The organism is Flavihumibacter sp. CACIAM 22H1 (genome assembly GCF_001601815.1).
Taxonomy (GTDB): domain Bacteria; phylum Bacteroidota; class Bacteroidia; order Chitinophagales; family Chitinophagaceae; genus Flavihumibacter.
In genome coordinates this window covers 80,767-104,715 of the sequence record NZ_LUKG01000004.1, presented here as the reverse complement: position 1 = coordinate 104,715, position 23,949 = coordinate 80,767, and the positions used below count along the sequence as shown (strand labels likewise).

The 23,949-nt window shown below is 44.0% G+C and carries 24 protein-coding genes; 13 read left to right on the top strand and 11 right to left on the bottom strand.

Annotated elements, in window-relative coordinates:
* Positions 1–26 precede the first annotated feature (26 nt).
* Positions 27–227: a hypothetical protein gene (locus A1D16_RS02300; RefSeq protein ID WP_290707385.1), complete on the top strand. Its 201-nt coding sequence runs from the start codon at positions 27–29 to the stop codon at positions 225–227.
* On the opposite strand, the gene A1D16_RS02295 is transcribed toward A1D16_RS02300, so the two are convergent.
* On the bottom strand, positions 224–1,051 hold the full coding sequence (locus A1D16_RS02295) for a S1-like domain-containing RNA-binding protein (protein WP_290707383.1): 828 nt from the start codon (positions 1,049–1,051) through the stop codon (positions 224–226). The two genes, A1D16_RS02300 and A1D16_RS02295, sit on opposite strands and share 4 nt — an antisense overlap.
* A 104-nt stretch (positions 1,052–1,155) precedes the next feature.
* Between A1D16_RS02295 and purU the strand changes: the two genes are divergently transcribed.
* Positions 1,156–1,995, top strand: coding sequence for a formyltetrahydrofolate deformylase (purU, locus tag A1D16_RS02290; protein WP_290707381.1), 840 nt, complete (start codon positions 1,156–1,158; stop codon positions 1,993–1,995).
* A complete protein-coding gene (locus A1D16_RS02285; RefSeq protein ID WP_290707379.1) occupies positions 1,995–2,495 on the top strand; it encodes a GNAT family N-acetyltransferase in 501 nt (166 codons plus the stop codon). The genes purU and A1D16_RS02285 overlap by 1 nt, the downstream gene beginning before the upstream one ends.
* Here A1D16_RS02285 and A1D16_RS02280 read toward each other — a convergent pair.
* Together A1D16_RS02280 and A1D16_RS02275 are read right to left on the bottom strand one after the other, a co-directional pair.
* The gene (locus tag A1D16_RS02280; protein ID WP_290707377.1) at positions 2,482–3,558 is read right to left on the bottom strand and encodes a Tat pathway signal protein; all 1,077 of its coding nucleotides are present in this window, start codon (positions 3,556–3,558) and stop codon (positions 2,482–2,484) included. The genes A1D16_RS02285 and A1D16_RS02280 overlap by 14 nt on opposite strands.
* Positions 3,559–3,568: 10 nt before the next feature.
* A complete protein-coding gene (locus A1D16_RS02275; RefSeq protein WP_290707375.1) occupies positions 3,569–4,360 on the bottom strand; it encodes a carbohydrate-binding family 9-like protein in 792 nt (263 codons plus the stop codon).
* 128 nt (positions 4,361–4,488) lie between these two features.
* Between A1D16_RS02275 and A1D16_RS02270 the strand changes: the two genes are divergently transcribed.
* Genes A1D16_RS02270 through A1D16_RS02260 form a run of 3 tightly spaced genes read left to right on the top strand, consistent with a single transcriptional unit; the run spans position 4,489 to position 7,641 of the window.
* Positions 4,489–4,959: a PAS domain-containing protein gene (locus tag A1D16_RS02270; RefSeq protein ID WP_290707373.1), complete on the top strand. Its 471-nt coding sequence runs from the start codon at positions 4,489–4,491 to the stop codon at positions 4,957–4,959.
* A 40-nt stretch (positions 4,960–4,999) separates the two neighbouring features.
* Positions 5,000–5,923, top strand: coding sequence for a sugar phosphate isomerase/epimerase family protein (locus tag A1D16_RS02265; RefSeq protein WP_290707371.1), 924 nt, complete (start codon positions 5,000–5,002; stop codon positions 5,921–5,923).
* A gap of 20 nt (positions 5,924–5,943) precedes the next feature.
* On the top strand, positions 5,944–7,641 hold the full coding sequence (locus A1D16_RS02260) for a GMC family oxidoreductase (protein ID WP_290707369.1): 1,698 nt from the start codon (positions 5,944–5,946) through the stop codon (positions 7,639–7,641).
* On the opposite strand, the gene A1D16_RS02255 is transcribed toward A1D16_RS02260, so the two are convergent.
* From A1D16_RS02255 to A1D16_RS02220, 8 genes are all read right to left on the bottom strand, one after another.
* Complete coding sequence (locus A1D16_RS02255; protein ID WP_290707367.1) at positions 7,638–8,774, bottom strand: glycosyl hydrolase; 1,137 nt, start codon at positions 8,772–8,774, stop codon at positions 7,638–7,640. The genes A1D16_RS02260 and A1D16_RS02255 overlap by 4 nt on opposite strands.
* 10 nt (positions 8,775–8,784) lie before the next feature.
* On the bottom strand, positions 8,785–8,976 hold the full coding sequence (locus A1D16_RS02250; protein WP_290707365.1) for a hypothetical protein: 192 nt from the start codon (positions 8,974–8,976) through the stop codon (positions 8,785–8,787).
* An 18-nt stretch (positions 8,977–8,994) separates the two neighbouring features.
* Positions 8,995–9,984 carry a sterol desaturase family protein gene (locus A1D16_RS02245; RefSeq protein WP_290707362.1) on the bottom strand — a complete coding sequence of 330 codons (990 nt, stop codon included), beginning with the start codon at positions 9,982–9,984 and terminating at the stop codon, positions 8,995–8,997.
* A gap of 60 nt (positions 9,985–10,044) precedes the next feature.
* Positions 10,045–10,263 (bottom strand): hypothetical protein, encoded by a 219-nt coding sequence (locus A1D16_RS02240; RefSeq protein WP_290707361.1) that lies wholly within the window; start codon positions 10,261–10,263, stop codon positions 10,045–10,047.
* Positions 10,264–10,408: 145 nt separating this feature from the next.
* Complete coding sequence (locus A1D16_RS02235; RefSeq protein ID WP_290707358.1) at positions 10,409–11,173, bottom strand: glycerophosphodiester phosphodiesterase family protein; 765 nt, start codon at positions 11,171–11,173, stop codon at positions 10,409–10,411.
* 90 nt (positions 11,174–11,263) lie between these two features.
* Positions 11,264–13,417 carry a cation:proton antiporter gene (locus A1D16_RS02230; protein WP_290707356.1) on the bottom strand — a complete coding sequence of 718 codons (2,154 nt, stop codon included), beginning with the start codon at positions 13,415–13,417 and terminating at the stop codon, positions 11,264–11,266.
* A 13-nt stretch (positions 13,418–13,430) separates the two neighbouring features.
* Positions 13,431–14,120 carry a response regulator gene (locus tag A1D16_RS02225; RefSeq protein ID WP_290707354.1) on the bottom strand — a complete coding sequence of 230 codons (690 nt, stop codon included), beginning with the start codon at positions 14,118–14,120 and terminating at the stop codon, positions 13,431–13,433.
* Positions 14,113–15,195, bottom strand: coding sequence for an ATP-binding protein (locus A1D16_RS02220; protein ID WP_290707352.1), 1,083 nt, complete (start codon positions 15,193–15,195; stop codon positions 14,113–14,115). Before A1D16_RS02220 ends, A1D16_RS02225 begins: the two co-directional genes overlap by 8 nt.
* A 111-nt stretch (positions 15,196–15,306) precedes the next feature.
* Between A1D16_RS02220 and A1D16_RS02215 the strand changes: the two genes are divergently transcribed.
* From A1D16_RS02215 to A1D16_RS02190, 7 genes are all read left to right on the top strand, one after another.
* Complete coding sequence (locus tag A1D16_RS02215) at positions 15,307–17,271, top strand: KUP/HAK/KT family potassium transporter (protein ID WP_290707350.1); 1,965 nt, start codon at positions 15,307–15,309, stop codon at positions 17,269–17,271.
* The gene (locus A1D16_RS02210) at positions 17,271–18,584 is read left to right on the top strand and encodes a sigma-54 dependent transcriptional regulator (protein ID WP_366206325.1); all 1,314 of its coding nucleotides are present in this window, start codon (positions 17,271–17,273) and stop codon (positions 18,582–18,584) included. Before A1D16_RS02215 ends, A1D16_RS02210 begins: the two co-directional genes overlap by 1 nt.
* Before the next feature lie 246 nt (positions 18,585–18,830).
* The gene (gene kdpF / locus A1D16_RS21675) at positions 18,831–18,917 is read left to right on the top strand and encodes a K(+)-transporting ATPase subunit F (protein ID WP_366206337.1); all 87 of its coding nucleotides are present in this window, start codon (positions 18,831–18,833) and stop codon (positions 18,915–18,917) included.
* A 10-nt stretch (positions 18,918–18,927) separates the two neighbouring features.
* Complete coding sequence (gene kdpA / locus A1D16_RS02205; protein WP_290707348.1) at positions 18,928–20,643, top strand: potassium-transporting ATPase subunit KdpA; 1,716 nt, start codon at positions 18,928–18,930, stop codon at positions 20,641–20,643.
* A 17-nt stretch (positions 20,644–20,660) separates the two neighbouring features.
* Entirely contained in the window at positions 20,661–22,712 is a 2,052-nt protein-coding gene (gene kdpB / locus A1D16_RS02200) for a potassium-transporting ATPase subunit KdpB (RefSeq protein WP_290707346.1), read from the top strand.
* 16 nt (positions 22,713–22,728) lie between these two features.
* A complete protein-coding gene (locus A1D16_RS02195; RefSeq protein ID WP_290707344.1) occupies positions 22,729–23,283 on the top strand; it encodes a potassium-transporting ATPase subunit C in 555 nt (184 codons plus the stop codon).
* Positions 23,284–23,293: 10 nt separating this feature from the next.
* Positions 23,294–23,949: outer membrane beta-barrel protein (locus tag A1D16_RS02190; protein WP_290707342.1), on the top strand; the 656-nt coding region annotated here is incomplete at its 3' end.

Here is a 23,949-nt window from a genome sequence, read left to right as displayed (position 1 = left end):
TTATATTAGCGCCAAATTCGTATTCCATGAAACTCGGAATCGGTCTATTGGCCCTGATTGCGCTCTTATTTACGGTAGCTTCCTGTACGCGAAGAGTGGTGGTCGTACACCATCACCCCCGGAAACAACACAAAGTTCACCGCCTTCCACCCGGTCAGGCAAAAAAACTGCATGGTACCAGGTCGGCGCGTCCTTATGCACCTGGCCAACGGAAAAAACGTCCTTAAATTTTTTCGATACCGTTTTCCTTTATACGGATAAGCTGTTGCTTGAATAGATTTCCGATCGCCATTTTGAAGGCCTTTTTGCTCATGCCCAGGTTATCGTATATATCTTCCGGATCAGATTTATCATGATAGGGAAGAAAACCTCCCTGTGCATCAAGGAGATCCATGATCTTACCGGCTTCGCCACCGATCCGCTGGTATCCACGTTCGCCCAGGGCCAGATCTATTTTGTTCTGTTCCCGGATTTTCCGGATATATCCATCCAGCTGATCTCCAACCTGGATATTCTGGTAAATATCACTGAAGTGTAGAACCCCGGTATGTTTTCCATTAATAATACAGAGATACCCTATATCCGTACGCCGGTAAACCAGCAATCGCACCCGGTCTTTTTCCTTTAGTTCCAAAACCTCATTGGAAAGCAGTGCTTCCAGTTTTTCCGTAGCGGTCACACGGCCTGTTTGTTCATCGATATAAATCTTTACAATATAAATACCACCCACCCGCATCGTACCCAGCTGTTTCGATTTGGGAACAAAAATGTCCTTCATCAAGCCCCAATCGAGAAAGGCCCCCTGGTTAGTAGTACCCACGGCTTTTAAGGCAACAATATCTCCTACAACGCCAAGCGGCTTCTGCGTGGTAGCAATGATCCGGTCTTCTGAATCATGATATACAAACACCTTTAACTCGTCTCCGATTTTAGTACCGGCAGGAACAAATCGCTTTGGCAATAAAATCCCTTCCTGGCCATCGTCTAAAAAAACACCGAAATCCACTATCCGGGCCACAGTAAGTGTATTGAACTCACCAACTTTTACCATATTAAATGATTTAACACCTGACCAGCGCAAATGTAGCCGAATTTCAGCAGCCATACAGGCACCGATGCTCTAAACCCGGTAAATTTGCCACTCAAATTAGCTGAATGGAAAAAAACCATGTTATCCGAATAAAATGTTCTGATAAGAAAGGATTAATAGCCGGCATAACCAGCCTTTTATACCAGCATGGACATAATATCATGGTCATGAAAGAATTTGTAGAAACGGCTACCGGACAGTTTTTTGCCAGACTAGAGATTGCGGGTGAACTTCATGCGGCAGCGCTGGAAGATGAATTACGCCAGTTTCTGCCACCCGCCGCCAAGGTTCAGATTATTCCCCAGCAAAAGAAAAAAATAGTATTACTGGTAACAAAAGAATACCATTGTTTAGCCGATTTACTGGTACGCCAGTACTTCGGAGAATTACATGCAGAAATACTGGCTGTGATCGGGAACTATCCCCTACTCGAACCTTTTACTGAAAAGTTTAAAATTCCATTTCACCTGGTAAGTCATGAAGGTATTTCCAAAGAGGAATTCGAAACCCGCATCCTGAATCTACTGCAAGGCTACCAGCCCGATTATATCGTACTTGCCAAATTTATGCGCATACTCTCCCCCCGTTTTGTACAGACATACCTCGACAGAATTATTAATATCCATCATTCTTTCCTGCCTGCTTTTATCGGAGCCAACCCCTATAAAAAAGCATTTGAACGTGGTGTTAAATTAATTGGGGCAACCGCGCACATTGTCAATAATGACCTAGATGAAGGACCTATCATTACCCAACAAATTATTCCTGTTAAACACGATGATGGCCTAACTGATATGATAGAAGCAGGACATGAAATCGAAAAAGCAGTGCTTGCCGAAGCACTCAAACTGGTATTGGAAGACCGCGTTTTTGTATCCGGCAATAAAACCATCGTATTCAGCTAATGAAACCATTTTCTATTCAACCTTACAGAGATGAACACCAACAAGGGGTAATCCATCTCATTTTACCCATTCAGCAAATTGAATTCGGGGTTCCGGTAACCATCCATGACCAACCAGATCTGCTAATCATTCCAGAATTCTACCAGCAGAACAAGGGAAATTTCTGGGTAGCCCTGCACCACCAGGACCTGGTGGGCAGTATCGGCTTAATTGATATCGGACACCAGGCTGCCGCTATCCGTAAAATGTTTGTACGGGCTGATTTCAGGGGAAAAGAAACCGGGCTTGGGCAGGCCCTGCTTGACACAGCTACAAGGTGGTGCCAGCATAATGGCATCCATGACATCTATCTCGGAACCGTTCAGCAACTGAAGGCAGCGCAGCGTTTTTATGAAAAAAATGATTTTCGAAAAATCGCTGCTGAAGATCTACCCGCTTATTTCCCCAGGATGAAGGTAGACACAGATTTTTACACCCGAAATCTGATCAAACCGTCTTAACGGATTGAAGGGTGGCCAGCACTTCCGGTGTTACGTTTCCAAACAACGAAACCCCCGCGGCGCCTTTTTGCAGGGATAACTCTATACCCTGTTTAAGCTCGTCCATAGAATCAAAATCTGGCAGGTACAAACCTGCATAGAGGGGAAACTTTCCTGCTAAAAAATGAACTCCTTCGGTAACCGCATCTCCAATCCATTTTACATCTTCCTGGTAAAATTTATGATAAATCATAGGGAAAACGGCATTCAGGTTCCAATTGGTCCAGTCCTGCCGTACAATACGCCGAGCCACTTCAGGGGTCGGAAATACCGCCGCAGTGATCCATTTTTTATGTTGATTGGCTACTTCTGCTAATTGATTTACCACTTTGTTGATGGCATTATACCTGAACAGACGCCATGATAAAACACCATCCGGGTAGGGCAGGTCAAGCGGATCTTTGCCCGATTCCTTTTTATAGGCCTCGCGGCAGGTAGAACAATAGCAAAAATCAAAAGCAGGCAGCTCCTGTTGCTGCACCAGGTTATAATTTTTCCAGAGATTTAATGGTAGTATCACATCACAGAAGCGTATATAATCCAGGTGCAATCCGTCTATATAATCTTTCGATAAAATCTGTGCTGCTTCCTGCTTTAGATACTCCTGCACGGCGGGTTTAGACGGACAAAGCCAGCGATAATACCCAACATAGGGCGGATGATCGATTACAGATTTTCCCTCCCTTGATACGGCATACCAGTCGGGGTGTTGCTCCATAAGGGTTTTTACGCCTTTATTCATGGTCCAGTTCCAGCGGTGTGCTTCCAGCTTCATTTTTTTTGCGGTCCTGAAATGAAGCTCCGAATCGTCTTCGAATAAAACACCCCGTACACCTGCCGCCGCATACGCTCCGTACCGGTCTATTAATTCTGCTTCTGTATCTTTTGAATTTGGCCGGGTCCAGATCCAGTGTTTTGCTTTGTTCTTTTTGAAAGCTGGTTCCGCCGCAGCAAGTGAGGTACCAAGCGACAACCCGGCAGTAGTTAATAAACTGTTTTTGATAAAATTTCTACGGTTGCTCATAGCAGTTAGTTTATTTTACTTTGAATGTAATATACCCCCAATATTGCGGAACATGCATATCAATCAGTCCCTGTGGCGACCAAACCCAATTGTCTTCCGGTAATCGTTTCCCGTTTTCACCTATACGTCGTTTATAGGAATTGCCGTCCATATCCATGGTCCACTGAACACGCGAAAAATTAATACGCCAGGTAGCGCCGGGTACGGGGTGAGAAATTCTCCCGGGCCTTTCCAGGTCCTTATATGGGATAGCCATTTCAACCAGCCAGCCCTTGTCTATATCACGGTTATCGTTGAGGGTTCCGTTTAACTGAACCGCACTGATCAACCCATCTGAATTCCAACCCATAACCATCGGACCGCCTTTTTTATATGGTTTGGTCATAAATAGATCCATTACTGTGCCCAGGGCATTGATCTCATATTCAAAATACTGTTCCTGGTCGTTATTGGGATCCAGGAATACTTCAAAGTCATGATCATTAAAAATTATGGCATCCCGATCGGTTAATGTAGCCCAGAGATGGGGTTCCTCTAATTCTGCCAGGATATAGAGATAGTTTTCATCCCAAAGCATTTTGGCCCTTGTTTTAAAACGGGGTACCGGTTTTTTACTTCCTTCGATATCCTGAAAATAATTGGTCCAGGGCGCTTTTTTCCAGGCTTTGTCCATTTTCCCATCTATCTGAATAGGATGGGTTGTTTTATACACATCATACTTTAGGGGAAGAGAATCCTGAAAATTTTCAAGGGGTAAAAAACCAGTAATGGTAAGCCCCAGACTTTTTAGAAATAACAGCATATCAGATAGTGTCAGATAAAGAAATTGTGTAACAAAGCTAGCCGTCCACCGGGAAATAAACTTGTTATAATTCAACAAATGATTGCAGCCTATGAACAAAACTGTAAATTGATTTAAAATTTTTTCATATGTCGCATCCACTACTTTGCTGGGATATTGTATTGGAAGGAAGAAGCCGGCGGGAGGAGTTTTCTCAGGACCTTTTTTACCTGAATAAATTTGAACGATCTTCTTACTGGAAATTTTCACCGGGCCGAACATTGGATAATGCACTTATATGGGAAAATAAAACCATATTGATTACGAATACGCAGCAGGAAATTGTTTTTGCTACCAAAAATATGATCCGGATGAATGGCTACCTGCCGAAGGAAGTCCTGGGAAAAACCCCCAAACTTTTCCAGGGTCCTGCAACCGAACCTGGCAGCAGGGAACTTATCCGAACGGCTATTGCTGCAATTCAGCCATTCACCTGCACCATTCTGAATTACAGAAAAGATGGAAGTTTATACAATTGTTCCATCGAGGGTTTTCCTGTAGTAAATGAATCGGGGAAACTGGTGCATTATGTAGCCATCGAAGAAGAAGGAAATCTTTAATAGGGTCTGCTAATTGCCCGATGTTTGCTATCTTTTCAAGATGCAAGCAAAATTTCACCCTTCAAGACGTGATTTTATCAGAACGGGCACCCTCCTGCTCACGGGCATGTATGCCCTGCCTGCTTTTGCCGCCAACCGTTATCAACCCAAACTAAGTTTTTCTACCCTGGGTTGTCCGGATTGGGATTTTGATAAAATAACTGCATTTGCTGCGGCCCATGGATACCAGGGCCTGGAGATCAGGGGCATTCAACGCGAAATGGATTTACCCAAAGCGCCGATCTTTCAATCAGCTGCCGGTCGCGCACAAACGCTGGCCCGTATGAAAGAAAAAAAACTGCATTTTGTGGGGCTGGGTTCTTCCTGCACCCTACATTTTAAGGAGGCCGCCAAACGCCAACAACAGTTGGAGGATGGGAAACGATTCATCGACCTGGCGGAGCAGTTGAATTGTCCGTATATACGAGTTTTCCCCAACAATTTTCCCAAGGAACAAAGCAGGGAAGAAACGATGGAACTGATCAAAAGCGGTTTGGTTGAATTAGCCGAGCATGCAAGGGGTTCGAAGGTTGAAGTATTGATGGAAACGCATGGAGATCTCGTTAAAACAGCTGACCTGGAGGAGCTGATGATGGCCGTAAAAAACTCGAAAATCGGGCTGATCTGGGATATTTCAAATATGTGGACCATTACCGGCGAAGCCCCGTCCATGGTTTACCTGCAGTTAAAAAAATACATCCGCCATGTGCACGTTAAAGATGCCGTCAAAGAAAACGGTAAGTTGCGTTATACATTTTTGGGGCAGGGAGAAGTACCGGTTTTTGAAGGGCTCGATCTTCTTGCCCGGGACAGGTATAGAGGTTACCTGAGTTTCGAATGGGAAAAACTCTGGCATCCTGAAATTGCCGAACCAGAAGCTGCACTGGCCGACTATCCCCAGGCAATAAAAAAACATTTTCTTTAATTAACTGATCTTTTTTAGATATGCCGGCTGATTCTCTCTATCTAAATACAAAGGCCACCCCGCAGAATACCTATGATGCCATTGTTGTTGGTTCTGGTGTAAGCGGTGGTTGGGCTGCCAAAGAATTATGTGAAAAAGGCTTACGTGTGCTGCTGCTGGAAAGGGGAGGCCCCATGCAACACCCTTCCTATCCAACTGCGCTGATGCATCCCTGGGAGTTTGAACACAGGAATAGTTTATCACAGGAAGACCGGAAAAAATATCCTGTTCAAACCCGTCATTATTCCATCAATGAGGATAACAAACATTTTTATGTAAAGGACCTGGAAAACCCATACGAAGAAATTCAACGATACGATTGGATCCGGGCCGATGTAGTAGGCGGACGGTCTCTCTTATGGGCAAGAGCCTGTTACCGATGGAGCGATCTGGATTTCGAAGCCAATCTAAAGGACGGGCACGGAATAGACTGGCCGATCCGGTATAAAGACCTTGCTCCCTGGTACGATTATGTGGAAGCATTTGCCGGCATCAGCGGTAATCGGGATGGCATTCCTCATTTACCGGATGGTATCTTTCAGCCGCCCTTTGAGATGAATTGTGTGGAAAAGGACTTTACCAAAAAAATTGCTTCCACTTACAAAAGCAGGCAGGTAATCATCGGCAGATCGGCAAATTTAACAGCCCCGTTAAAAGGCCGGGGTGTTTGCCAATCGAGAAATCTTTGTCACAGGGGCTGTCCATTCGGCGCTTATTTCAGCTCCAATTCCAGCACCTTACCGGCAGCCCTTGCCACGGGGCGTTTAACCATACGTCCATACTCACTCGTAAACAACGTAGTTTTTGATAATGATTCCCAGCGCGCTAAAGGAGTTGAAGTAATTGATACCAATACCAAAAAAACGGAGGTATTTTATTCAACCATTCTTTTTATTAATGCCGCCACAATCGGAACTACCGCCATTTTGTTAAATTCTGTTTCCAACAGGTTTCCAAATGGCATGGGTAATGACAGCGGACAACTGGGGCTGAATATGATGGATCATCATAAAGGGCTGGTTATAAGTGCGGATGTAGAAGGATATGAAGACAGTTATTATACAGGAAGAAGGCCAACAAATATTTATATTCCCCGGTTTAGAAACGCAACAGAAAATACCAGCGATTTTTTAAGAGGTTATCATTTTGGCGGGGGTGCCCACCGTCAGCGAAACATGGCAGAAGGAATTGGAGCAACATATAAAACTGCGCTCACCGAAGCTGGTCCCTGGAAAATAAGTCTTTATCATTTTGGCGAATGCCTGCCTTATTCCGATAATAAAATGAGCCTTCATCCCGATAAAAAAGATCCATTCGGAAGGCCACTCATTTCGTTCGATGTACGATTCAGGGAAAATGAATTTCGCATGTTTGAAGATGCGGCCAAAACAGGTTCAGAACTGTTAGAAGCCGGTGGTTATAAAAACATAAAAGTGAGCGGAAAGATCTCGTTTCCCGGCAACGCCAATCATGAAATGGGTACAGCCAGGATGGGGCATGATCCCAAAACCTCGGTACTTAATGCATTCAACCAACTGCATTCCGTTAAAAATGTTTTTGTAACCGACGGGGCCTGCATGACATCCGGTTCCTGCGTAAATCCTTCCATAACTTATATGGCTTTAACAGCGCGGGCCTGTGACTATGCGGTGAAAGAATTGAAAAAAGGCAGCCTTTAAGGCTGGTAGAGCCGGGGTAAATCCTTTTCAAATAATATAGCAGGATCTTTATAGAAGCGGATAAAATCCGGCACACTTAGCTGGCCCGGAAAAGGGGCATAGTAATGCGTAGCGCTTCTTGTGTCATTACGCCATACGAGCACATAGCAAAGTTTCAGGCCGGGTGTTCGAATGGTTTTTAATAGAACGCTTGTCCACCAGTCAGGTTTTGGAATAGATTCCAATCCTGTTTCTGTTAAAGCCGTCAGTTTACCTGCTTTATCCGCATATTGCTGTACCACCTGTAATTTATGAGCAGCTGCTGCCAGGTCGTATTTTCCATCTCGTCCAAAATCTGCATAGTTGTCCATCCCAACCAGGTCAACATACGCATCACCCGGGTACCGCTCCAGGAATTCTTCCTCCGTGCGAAACGTACAATCCGGAGAATAGGCATAGAGCAGCTGATGTACCTGCATAGAATCGCGCAGATAGCTAACTGTGAATTTCCATAACTCTTTCAGTTGCTCCGGGGTGCAATGGTTTTTTCCCCACCAGAACCAACTGCCATCCAATTCATGAAAAGGACGGAACAACAATGGAACCAAGGCCCCATTTTTTCCTTTAACGGTATGAAGAAAGGCCGCAATTCTGGTAAGGATGGCTTTATACACTGCGTGTTTGGCTGCACCCGGAATCAGTAAGGGTACCGCTGCCGCAGAAACGCCTTCTTTCCAATAAAAACCGCCATCGGATAAGGGATTATTAAAATGCCAGGAAACAGTAATAATGCCGCCTCTCTCATAGGTATCCTGTATAATTTGCCGAAGCCTGTTTTCTTCTTTGGTAATAAGGGAATCAGGTTGTCCGGATAAGCCGCTGAAGTCAACACCAATAACTGCGGGATGGCTACCTGTTACAGATTTTACGTCAGAGCGATTTGCCTCTCCCCACCAGCCATGTCCATATTCTGTGGCATGTTGGTGCCCAAAGAGTATGGAATGCCCTGAAATCTGCTTCAGGTAGGTAAATAAGGCCAATGTTTCCTTGGTAGCTTTCGGATCAATGGGAAAATTAGTTTTTCGTTCAGCCAGTGATGGCAGGCACCAACACAATAAGCAGGCTGTTAAAAGTCTGAAATGGAAAACATGCATGAACAGGAGTTTATTCCAATACAAGATACAATCCTATAAGTGCTACTACTATTGCTACAGAAGTAAGACCATACAGGATTAAATTATAGAGTTCCGGGATCGGGTTCAGCAGGCTGAGTACACAACTGATAAAACCGATAAAAGCTCCAATTCCCATCAGGAGAAAACCTGCAAATTGTCGTTTGGCAGTATTGGTTTTCATGGCAATCGTTTAGGTGGTTCAGGCGTCTTGCTGGTCCTGCATTTTTTTCATAACGGCCGCTGTTTTATGATCACCTGTATGGCTCCAACCAGGCGGCATTACCAGGTAAAGCAGCTTATTTTTTAGCCCGGGGGCCCTGTATACATCTCTCGCAAGGGCAGTTATTTCGCCAAAATAAGCATCCATAAAATTATTTGGTTTCATCTCCCTGGTGATGCCATATTTTATGGAAATGCCCTGCTTTTCGGGCTGGTAGGTTTTAAATACTTTATCCCAGATATTAAGCAGGTTACAGAAATTGGTATCCATGTAGGCTACATTTTTCGCATGGTGAACGCGGTGATGTGAGGGGGTGAGAATCCATTTGCCAAACCAGCCCATATCTCCTTTTTTCATAACAGTTTCACCAACATGTATGAATGCTCCCCAGGTGCCGTCAATAAACATAATTACAAATAACATAGGTGGGGGTACGCCTAAAAGAATACAGATAGTTGTCCGTATCAGATCTGCATAAGGGGCTTCCAGGAAAAAATGAGAGTAAGTAACCCCCAGGTGCATGGTTTCCGGCGCATGGTGTGTAGAATGAAAACACCAGAGCAAGCGTACCTTATGGGCCAGGTAATGGTATACAAAATGCGCAAGTTCCCACACAATATAACCGTATATAAACCAATACCAGGTAAAGGGCACCGTGAAAAGCGCTTTATCTTCGAGCCAGCCGATAACCAGCAAGGTCATGCCAATGGCAATAAACCGACCAAGCACGGCATTTAAAACGTAGGAAAAAAAAGGAATTTTGTAGGAAATGATACTGAACTTTTTATATAAAAGTCCGCGTATCAGTTCCAGAATCAAAATGATAGGTATGATCGGTGCAAATAGTGCAGCAATACCTTCAAAGGTTCGTAAACTGCTGTAATCGCCCTCCGATATAATTTTAATAAGGGCATCGAACCCAAAGAAAGCACGCGTCTGCTCCCAAACCGCAAGCAAAAAATCCTTCATGGCAAATGGAGTTATAGCCCCAATTTAATCCAAGTTTTTCATCCTGCCTACGGATTGATTTTAGCGGAACAGGCGTGGATCAAATAAACAATGCGGACCTGCAAAATAATTCCCCACAAATGCTTTCCGCTGAAATTCTTGCATGGATACCGGCTCCCTGTTTGCTGTTTCTTCTTTTTGTGCTGTTTCAGGGATGGTTTTAACGGGTGCTGGAGCCGCTGCCGGGTAGGCAACATACATTTTTCTCCATGACGGAATAGGTAATGACTGGTTTTTCATCCTGTTTGTTTTCGTGACTATATGGCACCAGCGGGCAAATAAAATGCCTGCTGACGCAGGCAATCGTAGTTTTCAGTAAGCTGGCGCAAAGATAAAACAAGTTATCCGATCTTACTAATTGCTAATAATATTTTAACATTCCGCCCTATAGTACCGATTTAAAGGCCGCATCCAGCTGAAAATTGCGGACCCCCGCCTCCTTTAATTTCTGGGCTCTTTGCCGGGCCATTTCCAATGCATCCGGGGCAGAAGGGTTGCGGTGGTTTAATACGCCAACTACCAGAATACCTTCTTTTTCAGCCCATTCCAGGTCTTCCCTGCTGATATCCGCAGAAAAAAGATAGTAGTGTGCGGGGTTCCAGTCGGGCCGGAGCTTGTTTTCTTCCAGTTGTTTCCGGGTGCAACTCAGCTTTATTTTACCCCTGAAAAACTCGGTCGATTCATCTGTTCCAATCATTAAGGCCTCTTTACGCAGGCCATATTTATCCAGTAGTTTCAATACCCGGGTAAACAGGGCTTCATCCATGCCGTCAATTTTGTTATCAATCATAACCCCGATACGACCTTTGCAGGTACGTAATATTTCTTCAAAACTAAGCACCCGGCTACCGGTTGGGGAGCGAAGTTGTTGAATCCTGGACCAGGGTAAGCTGCTCACCATGCTATCCAATCCAAAATAGCGCTTAAAGGTTCTGTCGTGTTGGGTAATCAGCACGCTATCCGCAGTAATGCGCAGATCAATTTCAACCATCCAGTAGTGTTGCGCAATCGCCGTCTCCAGGGCAGGCAGGCTGTTTTCCGGACGAAGACTATCCACTACTCCCCCCCGGTGGGCAATCAGCCGATAGGGTTGCGAGTATACGGCCAACGAGCAGAAAATGGCCAGGAATGTAAGCAACTGTACTTTCATACTGCGCAGGATTTCGGATCAAGATACATGGTATTGCAGGAGGATCCGGGCCCTGCATGGCAAATGATCATCAAAATCCGCAACCGCTCTTTAATCTTCTTTACCACTCTTGAAAATATTTCCGATTTCGCGACCAATTTTCTGGATCTTCTCTATGCCCTTATTGAGGGTTTCAGCATTAATGTCTTCATATTCCTCAAATTTATGATCAGAATCGAACTGGCTTGGATAGATCATTAATTTGGTAGTGGAGCCGAAATACTTGTCTAGTTTCAGCAGAATATTATCAAATACCGGATCATAGGAGAGCGACCCCTTTCTTCCCGCAAAAAAGATCATGATATCATCCTGCTGAATGGTTTTGGATAATACCAGAAAATCTGCCCAGTCGTCAAACTGGTAAAAGCTGATAGCACCAGATTTGGAAGCTTCCAGGTAGGCATTAATGGCGCGTTGTGATTTGGGATTGCAATAACAGAATACAGGAATCGACAATTCTTTCGATAACCGAAGTACCGTATCCAGGCAGGTAGAAAATCCTTTTTCCAGCTCCACCAGTGGCGGGCAAAATATCAGTATTCTTTTATGGGTAATCAATACCCGGTTGGTATCTGATATAATAATATTCCGATCGAGTCCGGATAACATGTTCTCTGTGGTTTCTCCAAAGAATTTCTCCATCATCGTATTTTTTTCCGGCCAGTTCAGGATAACCATACTGGCCATAATTTCTTTGGAAGTACGGATTATACCACTATTAATATTATGATCAATGGAAGCAATTACATTCAGGTTGGTATCGGTAGCGGCAGCTATCTGGTAGGATTTTTCCAGTTTTTTACGGGCAATCAGCAGGTTATTTTCGGCTTCTTCATTATTCGGCACTACTGATAATACGGTAATCGGATGGGGCGATTTTTTATCCTTGAAAAGAATGGCCAGTTCCAGCATCGGCTCTACCTTTTCATAATCTTCTATAGGCAGTAAAATATGTTCCTTATCAAGTAATGTTCCCTTATCCAGGTTCATACCGCCATCCGAATCCAAAACCAGTTTCTTGGCAGCGTGTTCGGTTGCAAAGGATGCCACCAAACAGGTAATAAGAATCAGGATGATTGTGCCATTAAGAATATTTTCATCCAGGATGCCTTCCCGGAACCCTACCAGTATAATAGCCAATGTAGCAGCAGCGTGCGCCGAACTTAAACCAAAGATCAACTGACGTTCAGCCGTTTTATAGCTAAATAGTTTCTGCGTGGTAAAAGCAGCCAGCCACTTACCCACCAATGCCGTCACTGTTAAAACACCGGCTACTAAAAGTGCGGTATACCCGTTAAATATAACGCGGATATCTACCAGCATTCCGACACTGATCAGAAAAAAGGGAATAAAAATAGCATTACCGATAAATTCGATCCGGTTCATTAATGCCGAGGAATGCGGGATCAGTTTATTCAATGCCAAGCCGGCTACGAAAGCCCCTATAATGGATTCCACCCCGGCCACTTCGGCCAGAAAAGCTGCAAAAAAAACCACCGACAAAACAAAAATATAATGCGATGTTTTTTCGCTTTCGAGTTTTCTGAAGAACCAGCGGGCAATACGAGGTATCAGGAAAAACATGATACCGGAAAAAATAGCCAGTGAAGTTCCCAGGCGAATCCAGAACTCCTGGTTAAGATTTCCTTTGGAAGCACCCATAATTACTGCCAGAATGATTAGCACTGCTGTATCCGTCAGAATGGTTCCACCTACAGCAATGGCAACGGCCGACTGTTTGGAAATTCCAAACCGGGTTACAATCGGATAGGCTACCAGCGTATGCGTTGCAAACATACTGGCCGTTAAAAAACTTGCATTGGCACCATAGCCGAGCAGATAATAACAAACGGGGTAACCAATGGAGAGGGGTATAAAAAAAGTGAGCGCTCCAAAAACAAAACTCCGGTTCTTATGCTTCTGGAATTCATTCAGATCCAGTTCCAGCCCTGCAATAAACATAATATACAATAAGCCGATCGTTGAAAAAAGATCGATCGCCGAATTCTTAGCAAGGATGTTAAGCCCATGCGGGCCGATGACAACCCCGGAAATTATGAGCCCTATAATACCCGGAATATTCAGCTTCCGTAATAGAATTGGAGAAAGCAGGATGATCAGTAGAATTAATGAAAATATTAATACCGGATTAGATAAGGGGCGATGAAACTCTTCTAATAATTCTCTCCAGAAGCTTTCCTGCATAGGCATTAAATTATCAGCCAAACATACCTAAAAAACGGTAACCAACACCAGACTCGGTTATTATATAACTGGGATTATTGGGGTCGGGTTCCAGCTTTTTCCTAAGCTGGGCAATAAAAACCCGCAGGTATTGCGACTGGTTAATAAATCCAGGTCCCCAGATCGTTCGCAGTAAAAATGCATGGGTCAATACTTTGCCCTCGTTTTTGGCCAGCAAAAGCAGTAGGTTATATTCCGTGGTGGTAAGCCGGATCAATTCTTCTTCTCTTCGCACCGTCCTTTCTTCGAGGTTAATAGACAGGCCTGAAAACTGTAAAACCGGTTGGTAATCTTCCGCTACCACCGAACGCAGAGAGGCCCGCATCCTGGCCAGTAACTCACCGGTTCGAAACGGTTTGGATAAATAATCATTGGCACCATTATCAAGTGCTTTGATGATTTCTTCCTCTTCTTTCTGTACACTTATGATAATAATCGGATTCGTAAACCAGGTTCTTAACTGCACCAGCAGTTCCTGGCCCCGTATATCCGGCAAACCCAGATCGAGCAGGATCAGGTCAGGAGGATGATTTTCTGCCATTATCAACCCATCCTTCCCTTTTTTAGCCAATTGAACGGCATAGTTGTTGGCCTGGAGGGTAATTTCCAGCATTGTTCGCAAGGCTGGCTCATCCTCTATGATCAGTATCTGTGTTTTATTCATGTACGGGAAGATTTACGGCAGCAGGCGCTGGCAGGGTAATGGTAAATCTTGAACCTGCCTGCAGGCTGCTCGATAATACCACTTGTCCGCCCATAGCTTCTGCAAATCCTTTTACGATCGATAAACCTAATCCGGTTCCTGAACCAGACGTGTTTTTGAGCCGGTAAAACCGGTCGAATACAAGTTCCTGTTCATCCATCGGGAAACCTGGCCCATTGTCTTCCACCCAACAGCTCAGCCAACCATGCTCATACGAACTACCTAACTCTATAAATGTACCTGCCGGGGTATGCACCTGCGCATTCGTAAGCAGATTAAATAATGCCTGCTCCAGCATACGTTTATCCAGTTTAACCATGGGCAAATTACCGGCTACCGATAAACTGATCCGATGGCCGGTGGCAGTACCCGCACTTGTACGTACCAGGCTGTGTAAAAGCTCATTTATATCCGTCCAATCAGGACGGGCTTTTAATTGGCCGGCCTCGAGGCGCGACATATTCAGCAGGTTCTCTACCTGTTGATTTAATCGGGTGGCGGATTCACTGATCTGGGTCAACAAAATCGATTTATTGGTTTCGCTGATTACCGAACTATTTTCCAGTAAATTATCTGTTGCTCCCATAATCGTAGCAATTGGTGTTCTTAGTTCGTGCGATAAGGAATTGAGAATGGCATTATACAATTGAATTTCTCTTGTTTTTTCTGCTCTTTGCCGCGCCAGTATTTCAACCTGTCGGATCCGGTAAGTTAGTACTGAGTTAATTAACACAATAACAAAATACATCAGCAACAAGGCCAGGTCTTCCGGGTTAGTAACCGCGTATGAAAACCGGGGTGGTATAAAAAACAGGTCCCAGATAACAGCCGATAATACCGCTGCAATAAGTACTGGTTTTATATCAAAACTTACAGCTGCAAGTGAAACCGTAACAAGCAGTAAAAACGCTACAATATGATAATCGATCCATTCAGCAAACAGAAAGCTACCCCCTGCCACCAGCAGTACAGCACCGATACTGTATAAGTATTGATACTTCCGTTCAATGCGGTAGAGTTGAAAAATCGAAATCATCCACAAAATTAAAGGCAGTACATAAAGATTTTATAAAGATTTTCAGGAAGCTTGCCCAAAAAAGAGCTGAAGCCCTTCCCCGATTCTACTTTTACATCCTATTAAACAGCTATGGGGTCACATCAAAAGCTCAGTTTCGCAGGCGTACTTATTGCATTGGGAATTATTTATGGCGATATCGGAACCTCTCCATTATATGTATTAAATGCCATTACAAGTGGCAAAGAAATTACGGAAGAACTGGTGATTGGTGCACTTTCCCTGATCATCTGGACATTAACCCTCCAAACAACCATCAAATACGTTATTCTTACCCTGCAGGCAGATAACCGGGGAGAAGGTGGGGTGTTTTCCTTGTATGCCCTGGTACGCCGCAGAAGAAAATGGCTGGTGATCCCCGCCATGATCGGAGGCGCAGCATTACTTGCCGACGGTATGATTACGCCGCCCATTTCGGTTACCTCGGCCATTGAAGGCTTAAAACAGGTGCCTGCTTTTTCTTCTATTCAACAAACTACCATCATTTATATTGTTATCGGCATCCTTACCATTTTGTTTTTTATACAGCAATTTGGCACTGAATTTATCGGTAAATTCTTTGGCCCGCTTATGTCTGTCTGGTTTATTATGCTGGCCGCATTGGGCCTGATTCATTTCATGGATGAATGGAAGGTTATCAAAGCCTTTAACCCGTATTATGGTATCCATTTATTGATCACTTACCCGAAAGGATTTTATATACTGGGCGGTGTTTTTTTATGTACCACGGGGGCAGAAGCGTTGTATTCCGACCTGGGGCATTGCGGAAAATGGAATATCCGGTATTCCTGGATTATGGTAAAAAGCTGCCTGATTCTGAACTACCTGGGGCAGGGGGCCTGGTTGCTGAGCACCCAAAAAGGAACCGTAATAACCGCCGCTATGCTGGAGAAAGGATTCAACCCCTTTTATGGGGTAATGCCGGAATGGTTTTTATATTTCGGAATAGCTATTGCCACAGCTGCTGCCATTATTGCCAGCCAGGCGCTGATATCCGGCTCCTTTACATTGATCAGCGAATCAATGCGCCTTAATCTGTGGCCAAAATTCCGGATCGTTTATCCAACAGAAGCAAGGGGTCAGTTATTTATTCCCGCTATCAACTTTATGTTATTTGCGGGCTGTATCGGCATCGTTTTATATTTTAAAAAAGCAGCAAATATGGAGGCTGCCTATGGACTGGCCATTACACTCTGCATGATCGCTACTTCCATTCTCTTCGCCAATTACCTGGTAATTAAAAGAGTACGCCCCCTGCTTATTTATGTTTACCTGGCGGTTTACCTGTCTATTGAGTTGTCTTTTTTTTGGGCGAATATGGAAAAATTTTCACACGGTGGTTATGTTACCCTCATTATCGGAGGTGGGCTGTTTTTTATAATGTATGATTGGTACCGCGCCAGAAAAATCAAAAACCGTTATGTGGAATTTGTACGGCTTGATCAGTATGTGCCACAAATCCAGGAACTGAGCAATGATAAGTCGGTACCACGTTATGCCACCCACCTGGTATACCTAAGCAGTGCAGATAATCCCAAAGAAATTGAACATAAGATTTTATACAGCATATTGTTCAAAAAACCGAAACGTGCGGATATCTATTGGTTTGTACATGTAGATACTATGGATGATCCGTATACAGCAGAATATTCCGTGAAGCATATCATACCGAATGATATCATACGGGTAGATTTCCGGCTGGGTTTCCGTGTACAGCCCAGAATAGACCTGCTGTTCAGAAAAGTAGTGGAAGACCTGGTGCTAAACCATGAAGTAAATGTTACCAGCCGGTATGAAAGCCTGGGGCGGAATAATATTGTAGGTGATTTCCAGTTTGTGGTAATGGAAAAATACCTGAGCCAGGATAATGAATTGAGTTTTTGGGAAAAAATTATCATGAAATTCCATTTTTTACTGAAAGAAATCAGCTTATCAGAAGAAAAAGGATTTGGGCTAGACCCAGGGCGCGTAGTTATTGAAAAATTTCCCCTGATCGTTGCTCCGGTTGATGTACAAATTAAACGAATCCAGGACTGATGCCCAGCTTATTAATTATTGATGATGAAGATAAACTACGTGGATTACTGGCAAGAATCCTGCGCCTGGAAGCATATGATGTGAAAGAAGCAGCCAGTTTACAAACCGCCCGGCAACTGATTGCAAAAGAGGAGCCGGCGCTGATCATCTGCGATGTAAAACTTCCGGACGGAAATGGCGTTGAATTCACCAGCTGGCTAAAGCAGCATTATCCGGTTATTGAAATAATTCTGCTTACCGCCTACGGAAATATCGGGGATGGTATACAAGCTATGAAAAACGGCGCTTTCGATTACATAACAAAGGGAGAAGATAACAACAAAATAATTCCACTTGTACAACGGGCTGTAGAAAAAAATAAGCTCCGTATCCAGGTAAATGAACTTCTTGCGAAAGTAAATAAGCATTACTCTTTCCAGTCGATAATTGGGAAATCTGCCCCTATTTTATCCGCTATTGCTGCGGCACAGCGCGTAGCATCCACCAATACCACAGTTTTATTAACCGGGGAAACAGGCACGGGCAAAGAGGTATTTGCGCAGGCTATACATGCCGATAGTCCACGTAGGAAACAGTCTTTTGTAGCCATCAATTGTTCGGCTTTTACCAAAGACTTACTCGAAAATGAATTATTCGGGCATAAAGCCGGGGCCTTTACCGGGGCACTGAAAGACGGAAAAGGGCTGCTGGAAGAAGCGGATAAAGGCACCCTGTTCCTTGACGAAATGGGCGATATGCCTGTTGAACTGCAAGCTAAACTATTACGTGTATTGGAAAGCGGAGAGTTCTATCGCCTGGGCGATAACCAACTACGCAAAGTTGATATCAGGCTGATTGCAGCCACTAACCGAGATCTCCAAAAAGAAATGGAAGCAGGTAGATTCAGGGAAGATCTCTATTACAGGCTGTCCGTTTTCCAGATAGAATTACCCCCACTCAGAGAGCGCAGAGAAGATATTCCTTTGCTCGCCGTTCATTTCACGAAACAATTTGCCGCTAAAACCAATAAAAAAATCAACCAGGTTTCAGCAGCCTATCTCAACCAGATAACAAGTATGAAATGGAAGGGTAATATACGTGAACTGAAAAATTGTATTGAAAGAAGTGTAATTCTTACGGATGGCGATGAATTAGACCCCTCTACCCTTCCAGCTATTACAGAAACGGCCGGTTTAGACCTTGCCAGCATTGAAAAAGCCCATATCCTAAAAGTACTGCAGCTGTGCAACCAGCAAAAAGCTGAAACTGCCCGCCTCCTGGGCATTGGCTTAACAACCCTTTACAGAAAATTGGAAGACTATGGCATTCATTAGTCTTTTTCAAAATGAAAACCATTTTATCGTTTTGAAATAGCCGTTCTCCTTTCCCGGTCATAGGCAAATCAATAAATCATTGATTTTCAATATTAAAATAATTGTTTACAGGGCTGGCATCGCAATTGGCAGATAAACAGGAATCAACAATTTAACACCTATGCTGCAATCGATCCTGTTAGTGCTGGTAGCTTTCTTATGCTTCTGGCTTTTATTTAAATCAATTGAATTCTTTGAAAAAATCTGATGCTTATGATGACTGCACTATTTCTATTATCAGCGCTGGTATTCATTTACCTCTGTTATGTATTGGTAAAACCAGAAAAATTTTAAAGCCCCTCACATGAATAAAGAAATACTGGGCGTGCTGCTTACCTATGGCCTTAGCTTACTTGTAGCCCTTCCTTTGGGAGCCGCCATTGCACGCTGGTTAAAAGGAGAAAAATCTATATGGGATTTTATGGCTCCCCTGGAGCAATTTATTTATAAAAGCTGTGGCATCAACCCGGCTGCGCAGATGACCTGGAAAGAACACCTCAGGGCCTTGCTAAGCATTAACCTGATCTGGTTCATATATGCGTTTATACTCTTGGTGTCACAGGGTTCTCTATTTTTTAACCCGGATGGAAACCCTTCTCAATCGCCCGATCTTGCCTTCAACACGGCTATTTCATTTTTGGTTAACTGCAATCTCCAGCATTACAGTGGTGAAACTGGTCTTACCTATCTTACCCAGGTTTTTGTAATTAGTTTCCTTCAATTTGTTTCTGCTGCCACTGGCATTGCAGCTGTTTTTGTTTTATTTAAAGCCCTTCGCGATAAAGTAACCGATCAGCTCGGCAATTTCTGGGTATTCTTTACCCAATCCATTACCCGTATTCTTTTGCCGATAAGCCTGGTTATTGCCACCCTACTGGCCTTTAACGGTACGCCCACTTCGTTTAAAGGGAAGGATCAGTATATATCCTTACAAGGAGATACGGTTCAGGTATCACGTGGACCGGCAGCTGCCATGATAGCCATCAAACACCTGGGTACCAATGGGGGCGGATGGTTTGGCGCTAATTCTACACACCCCCTTGAAAACCCCAATTACCGGACAAATATGGTGGAGCTGATTGCACAGGTAATAATACCCATTGCCCTGGTATTTGCGTTGGGTTATTACCTGAACCGCAGAAAATTTTCACAGGTAATTTTTGCGGTAATGACACTTGGCTTCCTATGCCTGTTAATTCCAACCATGATAGCCGAAACAGGCGGCAACCCGGCATTGGAAAAAACTGGTATTCTGCAAACAGGCGGTGCCATGGAAGGAAAAGAGCTACGTTTTGGCGCGGCTAATTCAGCCTACTGGAGTATTGTTACAACCATTATATCCACCGGCTCCGTAAACAGTATGCACGATAGTTCCATGCCTGTTTCCAATGCAATGCAATTACTGGGCATGATGACGAATGCATTTTATGGGGGATGTGGAGTTGGCTTGCTCAATTTTTTCATTTACCTCGTTATTGCCGTATTCATTTCCGGGCTGATGGTTGGAAGAACACCTGAACTACTGGGTAGAAAAATTGAAGCCAGGGAAATGAAAATTGCCGCCCTCATTGCCATTCTGCATCCCCTGCTGATACTAGCCGGAACGGCCTTGTCGTCCTATATATTCGTTCATTATCCGGCAAACAACTGGGCCATAAAACCAGTTAGCTGGCTGAATAACCCCGGCCCGCACGGCTTCAGTGAAATGTTGTATGAGTATACCTCCGCCTCAGCCAATAACGGAAGTGGATTGGAAGGCCTGGGCGACAACAATGTTTTCTGGAATATAAGTACCGGCCTGGTGTTACTTATCAGCCGGTTCCTACCTATAATCGGGCCCCTTGCAATAGCCGGACTGCTTGCCAATAAAAAATATATACCGGAAACTGCAGGAACCCTTCGCAGCGATAGTTATACGTTTGGCATAATGATTTTTGCAGTGATATTGATTATTTCCGCCCTGGCTTTCTTTCCAGCACTTACACTCGGCCCCTTTGCCGAATACTTTTCTCTTTATTAATCCCGAATAAAAAAATCATGTCTATCCATAGAAAAAAAACGTATCGTTTACTGGATCCGGTGCTGCTTAGAACAGCATTCAGGCAATCCTTTTTGAAACTGCACCCTGGCCTGATGATAAAAAATCCTGTCATGTTTACCGTAGAAATCGGAAGTGCAGTAATGTTGATAGTAGTTCTTTATGCCATTTTTACCGGCGATACCACACAAGGTTCAACAGCTTACAACCTGGCTGTATTTTTGGTACTCCTGCTTACCTTAGTTTTTGCAAATTTCGCAGAAGCCATAGCAGAGGCAAGAGGAAAAGCCCAGGCCGATAGTTTGCGGAAAACCAGGCAGGATACGCCTGCAAAACAACTGATTACTCAAAACGGACGTAGAGAAATAAGCCTACAATCATCTTCCAGCCTTCGGTTGAATGATTTGTTTATCTGCGAAGCGGGTGATATAATTCCAATGGATGGCGAAATATTAGAAGGAATTGCCACCATTGATGAAAGCGCCATAACGGGGGAATCGGCTCCTGTTATACGAGAAGCCGGAGGTGATAAATCATCTGTTACAGGTGGCACTAAGGTATTATCAGATCGTATAATTGTACGCGTAACCACCTCACCCGGAGAAAGCTTTCTCGACAAAATGATTGCCCTTGTTGAAGGTGCTAACCGCCAAAAAACACCGAATGAAATTGCTCTGACTATTTTACTGGCATCATTTACCATCGTTTTTATAATTGTATGCGTAACCTTAAAACCCTTTGCCGATTATGCACAAACCCCCATTACTATTGCTGCGTATATTTCTCTTTTCGTATGCCTTATTCCTACCACTATTGGAGGTTTGTTATCGGCCATTGGTATTGCAGGTATGGACCGGGCACTCCGTGCTAATGTAATTGCAAAAAGCGGGAAAGCGGTTGAAACAGCCGGCGATATTGATACACTTTTGCTGGACAAAACCGGAACCATCACCATTGGTAACCGGAAGGCTACCAGCTTTTACCCGGCTGATGGTATAGATGAAAGAACATTTATTCAACTGGCTGCATTAAGTTCATTGGCAGATGAAACCCCCGAAGGCAAATCCATACTTGAATTAGCCGCGCAGAAAGGCTGCTCTCCCCGGAGCCAACCAGGTATGGAATTTATTGCTTTTACGGCAGAAACCAGGAGCAGTGGAGTTAATTTACCCGATGGCCGGCAAATCCGAAAAGGCGCAGAAGACAGTATCCGGTCCAGGGTAGAGAAAGCCGGCAACATTTTTCCTGAAAACCTCGCAGGCAGGGTTAAGTCCATTGCAGAAAACGGGGGTACACCGCTGGTGGTAATCATGAACAATACGATGCAGGGTGTTATTGAACTACAGGATATAATTAAACCTGGTATGCAGGACCGGTTCCATCGACTCCGTAAAATGGGTGTTAAAACGGTAATGGTAACCGGCGATAATCCCTTAACAGCAAAATACATTGCTGCTAAAGCAGGCGTAGATGACTTCATTGCCGAAGCAACCCCCGCCGATAAAATGAATTATATCCGGCAGGAACAGGGGAAGGGCAAACTCGTTGCTATGATGGGAGATGGAACAAACGATGCCCCTGCCCTTGCACAAGCCGATGTGGGAGTGGCCATGAACAGCGGAACGCAGGCAGCCAAAGAAGCCGGCAATATGGTTGATCTTGATAACGACCCAACCAAACTTATAGAAGTAGTGGAAATAGGAAAACAATTATTGATTACAAGGGGAACCCTTACTACGTTTTCCATTGCCAATGACGTAGCAAAATATTTCGCTATTGTACCAGCATTATTCATTAGTTCAATTCCTGCACTGCAAGGTTTAAATATAATGAAACTGGAAAGCCCCGAAACCGCTATACTTTCGGCAGTTATTTTTAATGCCCTGATTATACCCTTACTGATACCGCTGGCGCTTAGAGGTGTGCCGTATAAACCTATTGGAGCGGCGGCACTGCTTCGCAGAAACTTACTGATCTACGGATTAGGCGGATTAGTAATTCCTTTCCTGGGTATTAAGCTAATTGATTTGTTTATCGGACTATTTATTTAACTATCAAATCTTTCAAATGAAAAAATATATGCTGCCTGCGGCAAAATTATCACTGGTTATGCTGGTTCTTTGTTGCTTTATTTATTTTGGACTTGTGGCACTGATCGGCAAACTAAGCAATGGTGGTGGAGACGGGGTAACACTAATGGTCAACAATAAAGTGGTTGGGTATGAAAGAATCGGACAGAAATTTACAGAAGATCGTTATTTCTGGGGCCGCCCTTCTGCCGTCGAGTATAACGCCGCAGGTTCGGCAGGCAGTAATAAGGGCCCATCCAACCCCGATTATTTAAAAATTGTACAGGAGCGGATCGACAGTTTCCTCGTTCACCACCCTGGTGTGAAAAAAGAACAAATTCCGGCAGAAATGGTAACTGCTTCCGGTAGCGGTCTCGATCCCCATATATCCGTTGCTGCAGCAAGATTACAGGTAGCAAGAATTGCTAAAGCCAGGGCAACGGAACCGGGCAAAATAAATACCCTCCTGGAACAGCATATTGAAAAAAATCCAATAGGACCAGACCTTGTACATGTTTTGAAACTGAATATAGCATTAGACACCCTACAATAATGAATCCACTATGAAAAATATATTCGTCCACCTCTTCCTGTTTATACCTTTTATCACAGCAGCCCAGGACAGTTCATCAACCGGCCAGGTAACCCGCCCTTTTAGCATCAGCGGTTACCTGGAAGCTTACTACAGTTATGATTTTAACAAACCTGCCAATAATACCCGGCCGGGCTTTTTGTACAATTTCAACAGGCATAATGAATTTACCCTTAACCTGGGATTTATCAAGGCCTCTTACCTCACAGAACGAACAAGGGCAAATTTAGCGATAGGTGTAGGCACCTATATGAATGCAAATTATGCAGCAGAGCCTGGACTTTTAAAAAATATTGTCGAAGCAAATGCCGGGTATAAATTAAGCGCAACAAAAAATCTCTGGTTCGATATTGGTATACAGCCTTCTCATATCGGGTTTGAAGCGGCTGTTGGACGTGATAACTGGACCTTAACCAGGAGCATGGTTGCCGAAAACACGCCCTATTTTGAAAGTGGCGCTAAACTGAGTTTTACCACAAACGATGAAAAACTAATTATTTCCGCAATGGTATTAAATGGCTGGCAACGGATCACCCGGCTGAATGGCAACTCCCTGTTGAGCTGGGGCACACAGTTAACCTATAAACCAAATGAAAAGATAACAATGAACTATAGTACGTTTATTGG

Coding starts and splice junctions, on each gene's coding strand:
- A1D16_RS02300 (WP_290707385.1), top strand. CDS start 27: ATGAAACTCGGAATCGGTCTATTGGCCCTGATTGCGCTCTTATTTACG.
- A1D16_RS02295 (WP_290707383.1), bottom strand. CDS start 1,051: ATGGTAAAAGTTGGTGAGTTCAATACACTTACTGTGGCCCGGATAGTG.
- purU (WP_290707381.1), top strand. CDS start 1,156: ATGGAAAAAAACCATGTTATCCGAATAAAATGTTCTGATAAGAAAGGA.
- A1D16_RS02285 (WP_290707379.1), top strand. CDS start 1,995: ATGAAACCATTTTCTATTCAACCTTACAGAGATGAACACCAACAAGGG.
- A1D16_RS02280 (WP_290707377.1), bottom strand. CDS start 3,558: ATGAGCAACCGTAGAAATTTTATCAAAAACAGTTTATTAACTACTGCC.
- A1D16_RS02275 (WP_290707375.1), bottom strand. CDS start 4,360: ATGCTGTTATTTCTAAAAAGTCTGGGGCTTACCATTACTGGTTTTTTA.
- A1D16_RS02270 (WP_290707373.1), top strand. CDS start 4,489: ATGTCGCATCCACTACTTTGCTGGGATATTGTATTGGAAGGAAGAAGC.
- A1D16_RS02265 (WP_290707371.1), top strand. CDS start 5,000: ATGCAAGCAAAATTTCACCCTTCAAGACGTGATTTTATCAGAACGGGC.
- A1D16_RS02260 (WP_290707369.1), top strand. CDS start 5,944: ATGCCGGCTGATTCTCTCTATCTAAATACAAAGGCCACCCCGCAGAAT.
- A1D16_RS02255 (WP_290707367.1), bottom strand. CDS start 8,774: ATGCATGTTTTCCATTTCAGACTTTTAACAGCCTGCTTATTGTGTTGG.
- A1D16_RS02250 (WP_290707365.1), bottom strand. CDS start 8,976: ATGAAAACCAATACTGCCAAACGACAATTTGCAGGTTTTCTCCTGATG.
- A1D16_RS02245 (WP_290707362.1), bottom strand. CDS start 9,984: ATGAAGGATTTTTTGCTTGCGGTTTGGGAGCAGACGCGTGCTTTCTTT.
- A1D16_RS02240 (WP_290707361.1), bottom strand. CDS start 10,263: ATGAAAAACCAGTCATTACCTATTCCGTCATGGAGAAAAATGTATGTT.
- A1D16_RS02235 (WP_290707358.1), bottom strand. CDS start 11,173: ATGAAAGTACAGTTGCTTACATTCCTGGCCATTTTCTGCTCGTTGGCC.
- A1D16_RS02230 (WP_290707356.1), bottom strand. CDS start 13,417: ATGCAGGAAAGCTTCTGGAGAGAATTATTAGAAGAGTTTCATCGCCCC.
- A1D16_RS02225 (WP_290707354.1), bottom strand. CDS start 14,120: ATGAATAAAACACAGATACTGATCATAGAGGATGAGCCAGCCTTGCGA.
- A1D16_RS02220 (WP_290707352.1), bottom strand. CDS start 15,195: ATGATTTCGATTTTTCAACTCTACCGCATTGAACGGAAGTATCAATAC.
- A1D16_RS02215 (WP_290707350.1), top strand. CDS start 15,307: ATGGGGTCACATCAAAAGCTCAGTTTCGCAGGCGTACTTATTGCATTG.
- A1D16_RS02210 (WP_366206325.1), top strand. CDS start 17,271: ATGCCCAGCTTATTAATTATTGATGATGAAGATAAACTACGTGGATTA.
- kdpF (WP_366206337.1), top strand. CDS start 18,831: ATGCTTATGATGACTGCACTATTTCTATTATCAGCGCTGGTATTCATT.
- kdpA (WP_290707348.1), top strand. CDS start 18,928: ATGAATAAAGAAATACTGGGCGTGCTGCTTACCTATGGCCTTAGCTTA.
- kdpB (WP_290707346.1), top strand. CDS start 20,661: ATGTCTATCCATAGAAAAAAAACGTATCGTTTACTGGATCCGGTGCTG.
- A1D16_RS02195 (WP_290707344.1), top strand. CDS start 22,729: ATGAAAAAATATATGCTGCCTGCGGCAAAATTATCACTGGTTATGCTG.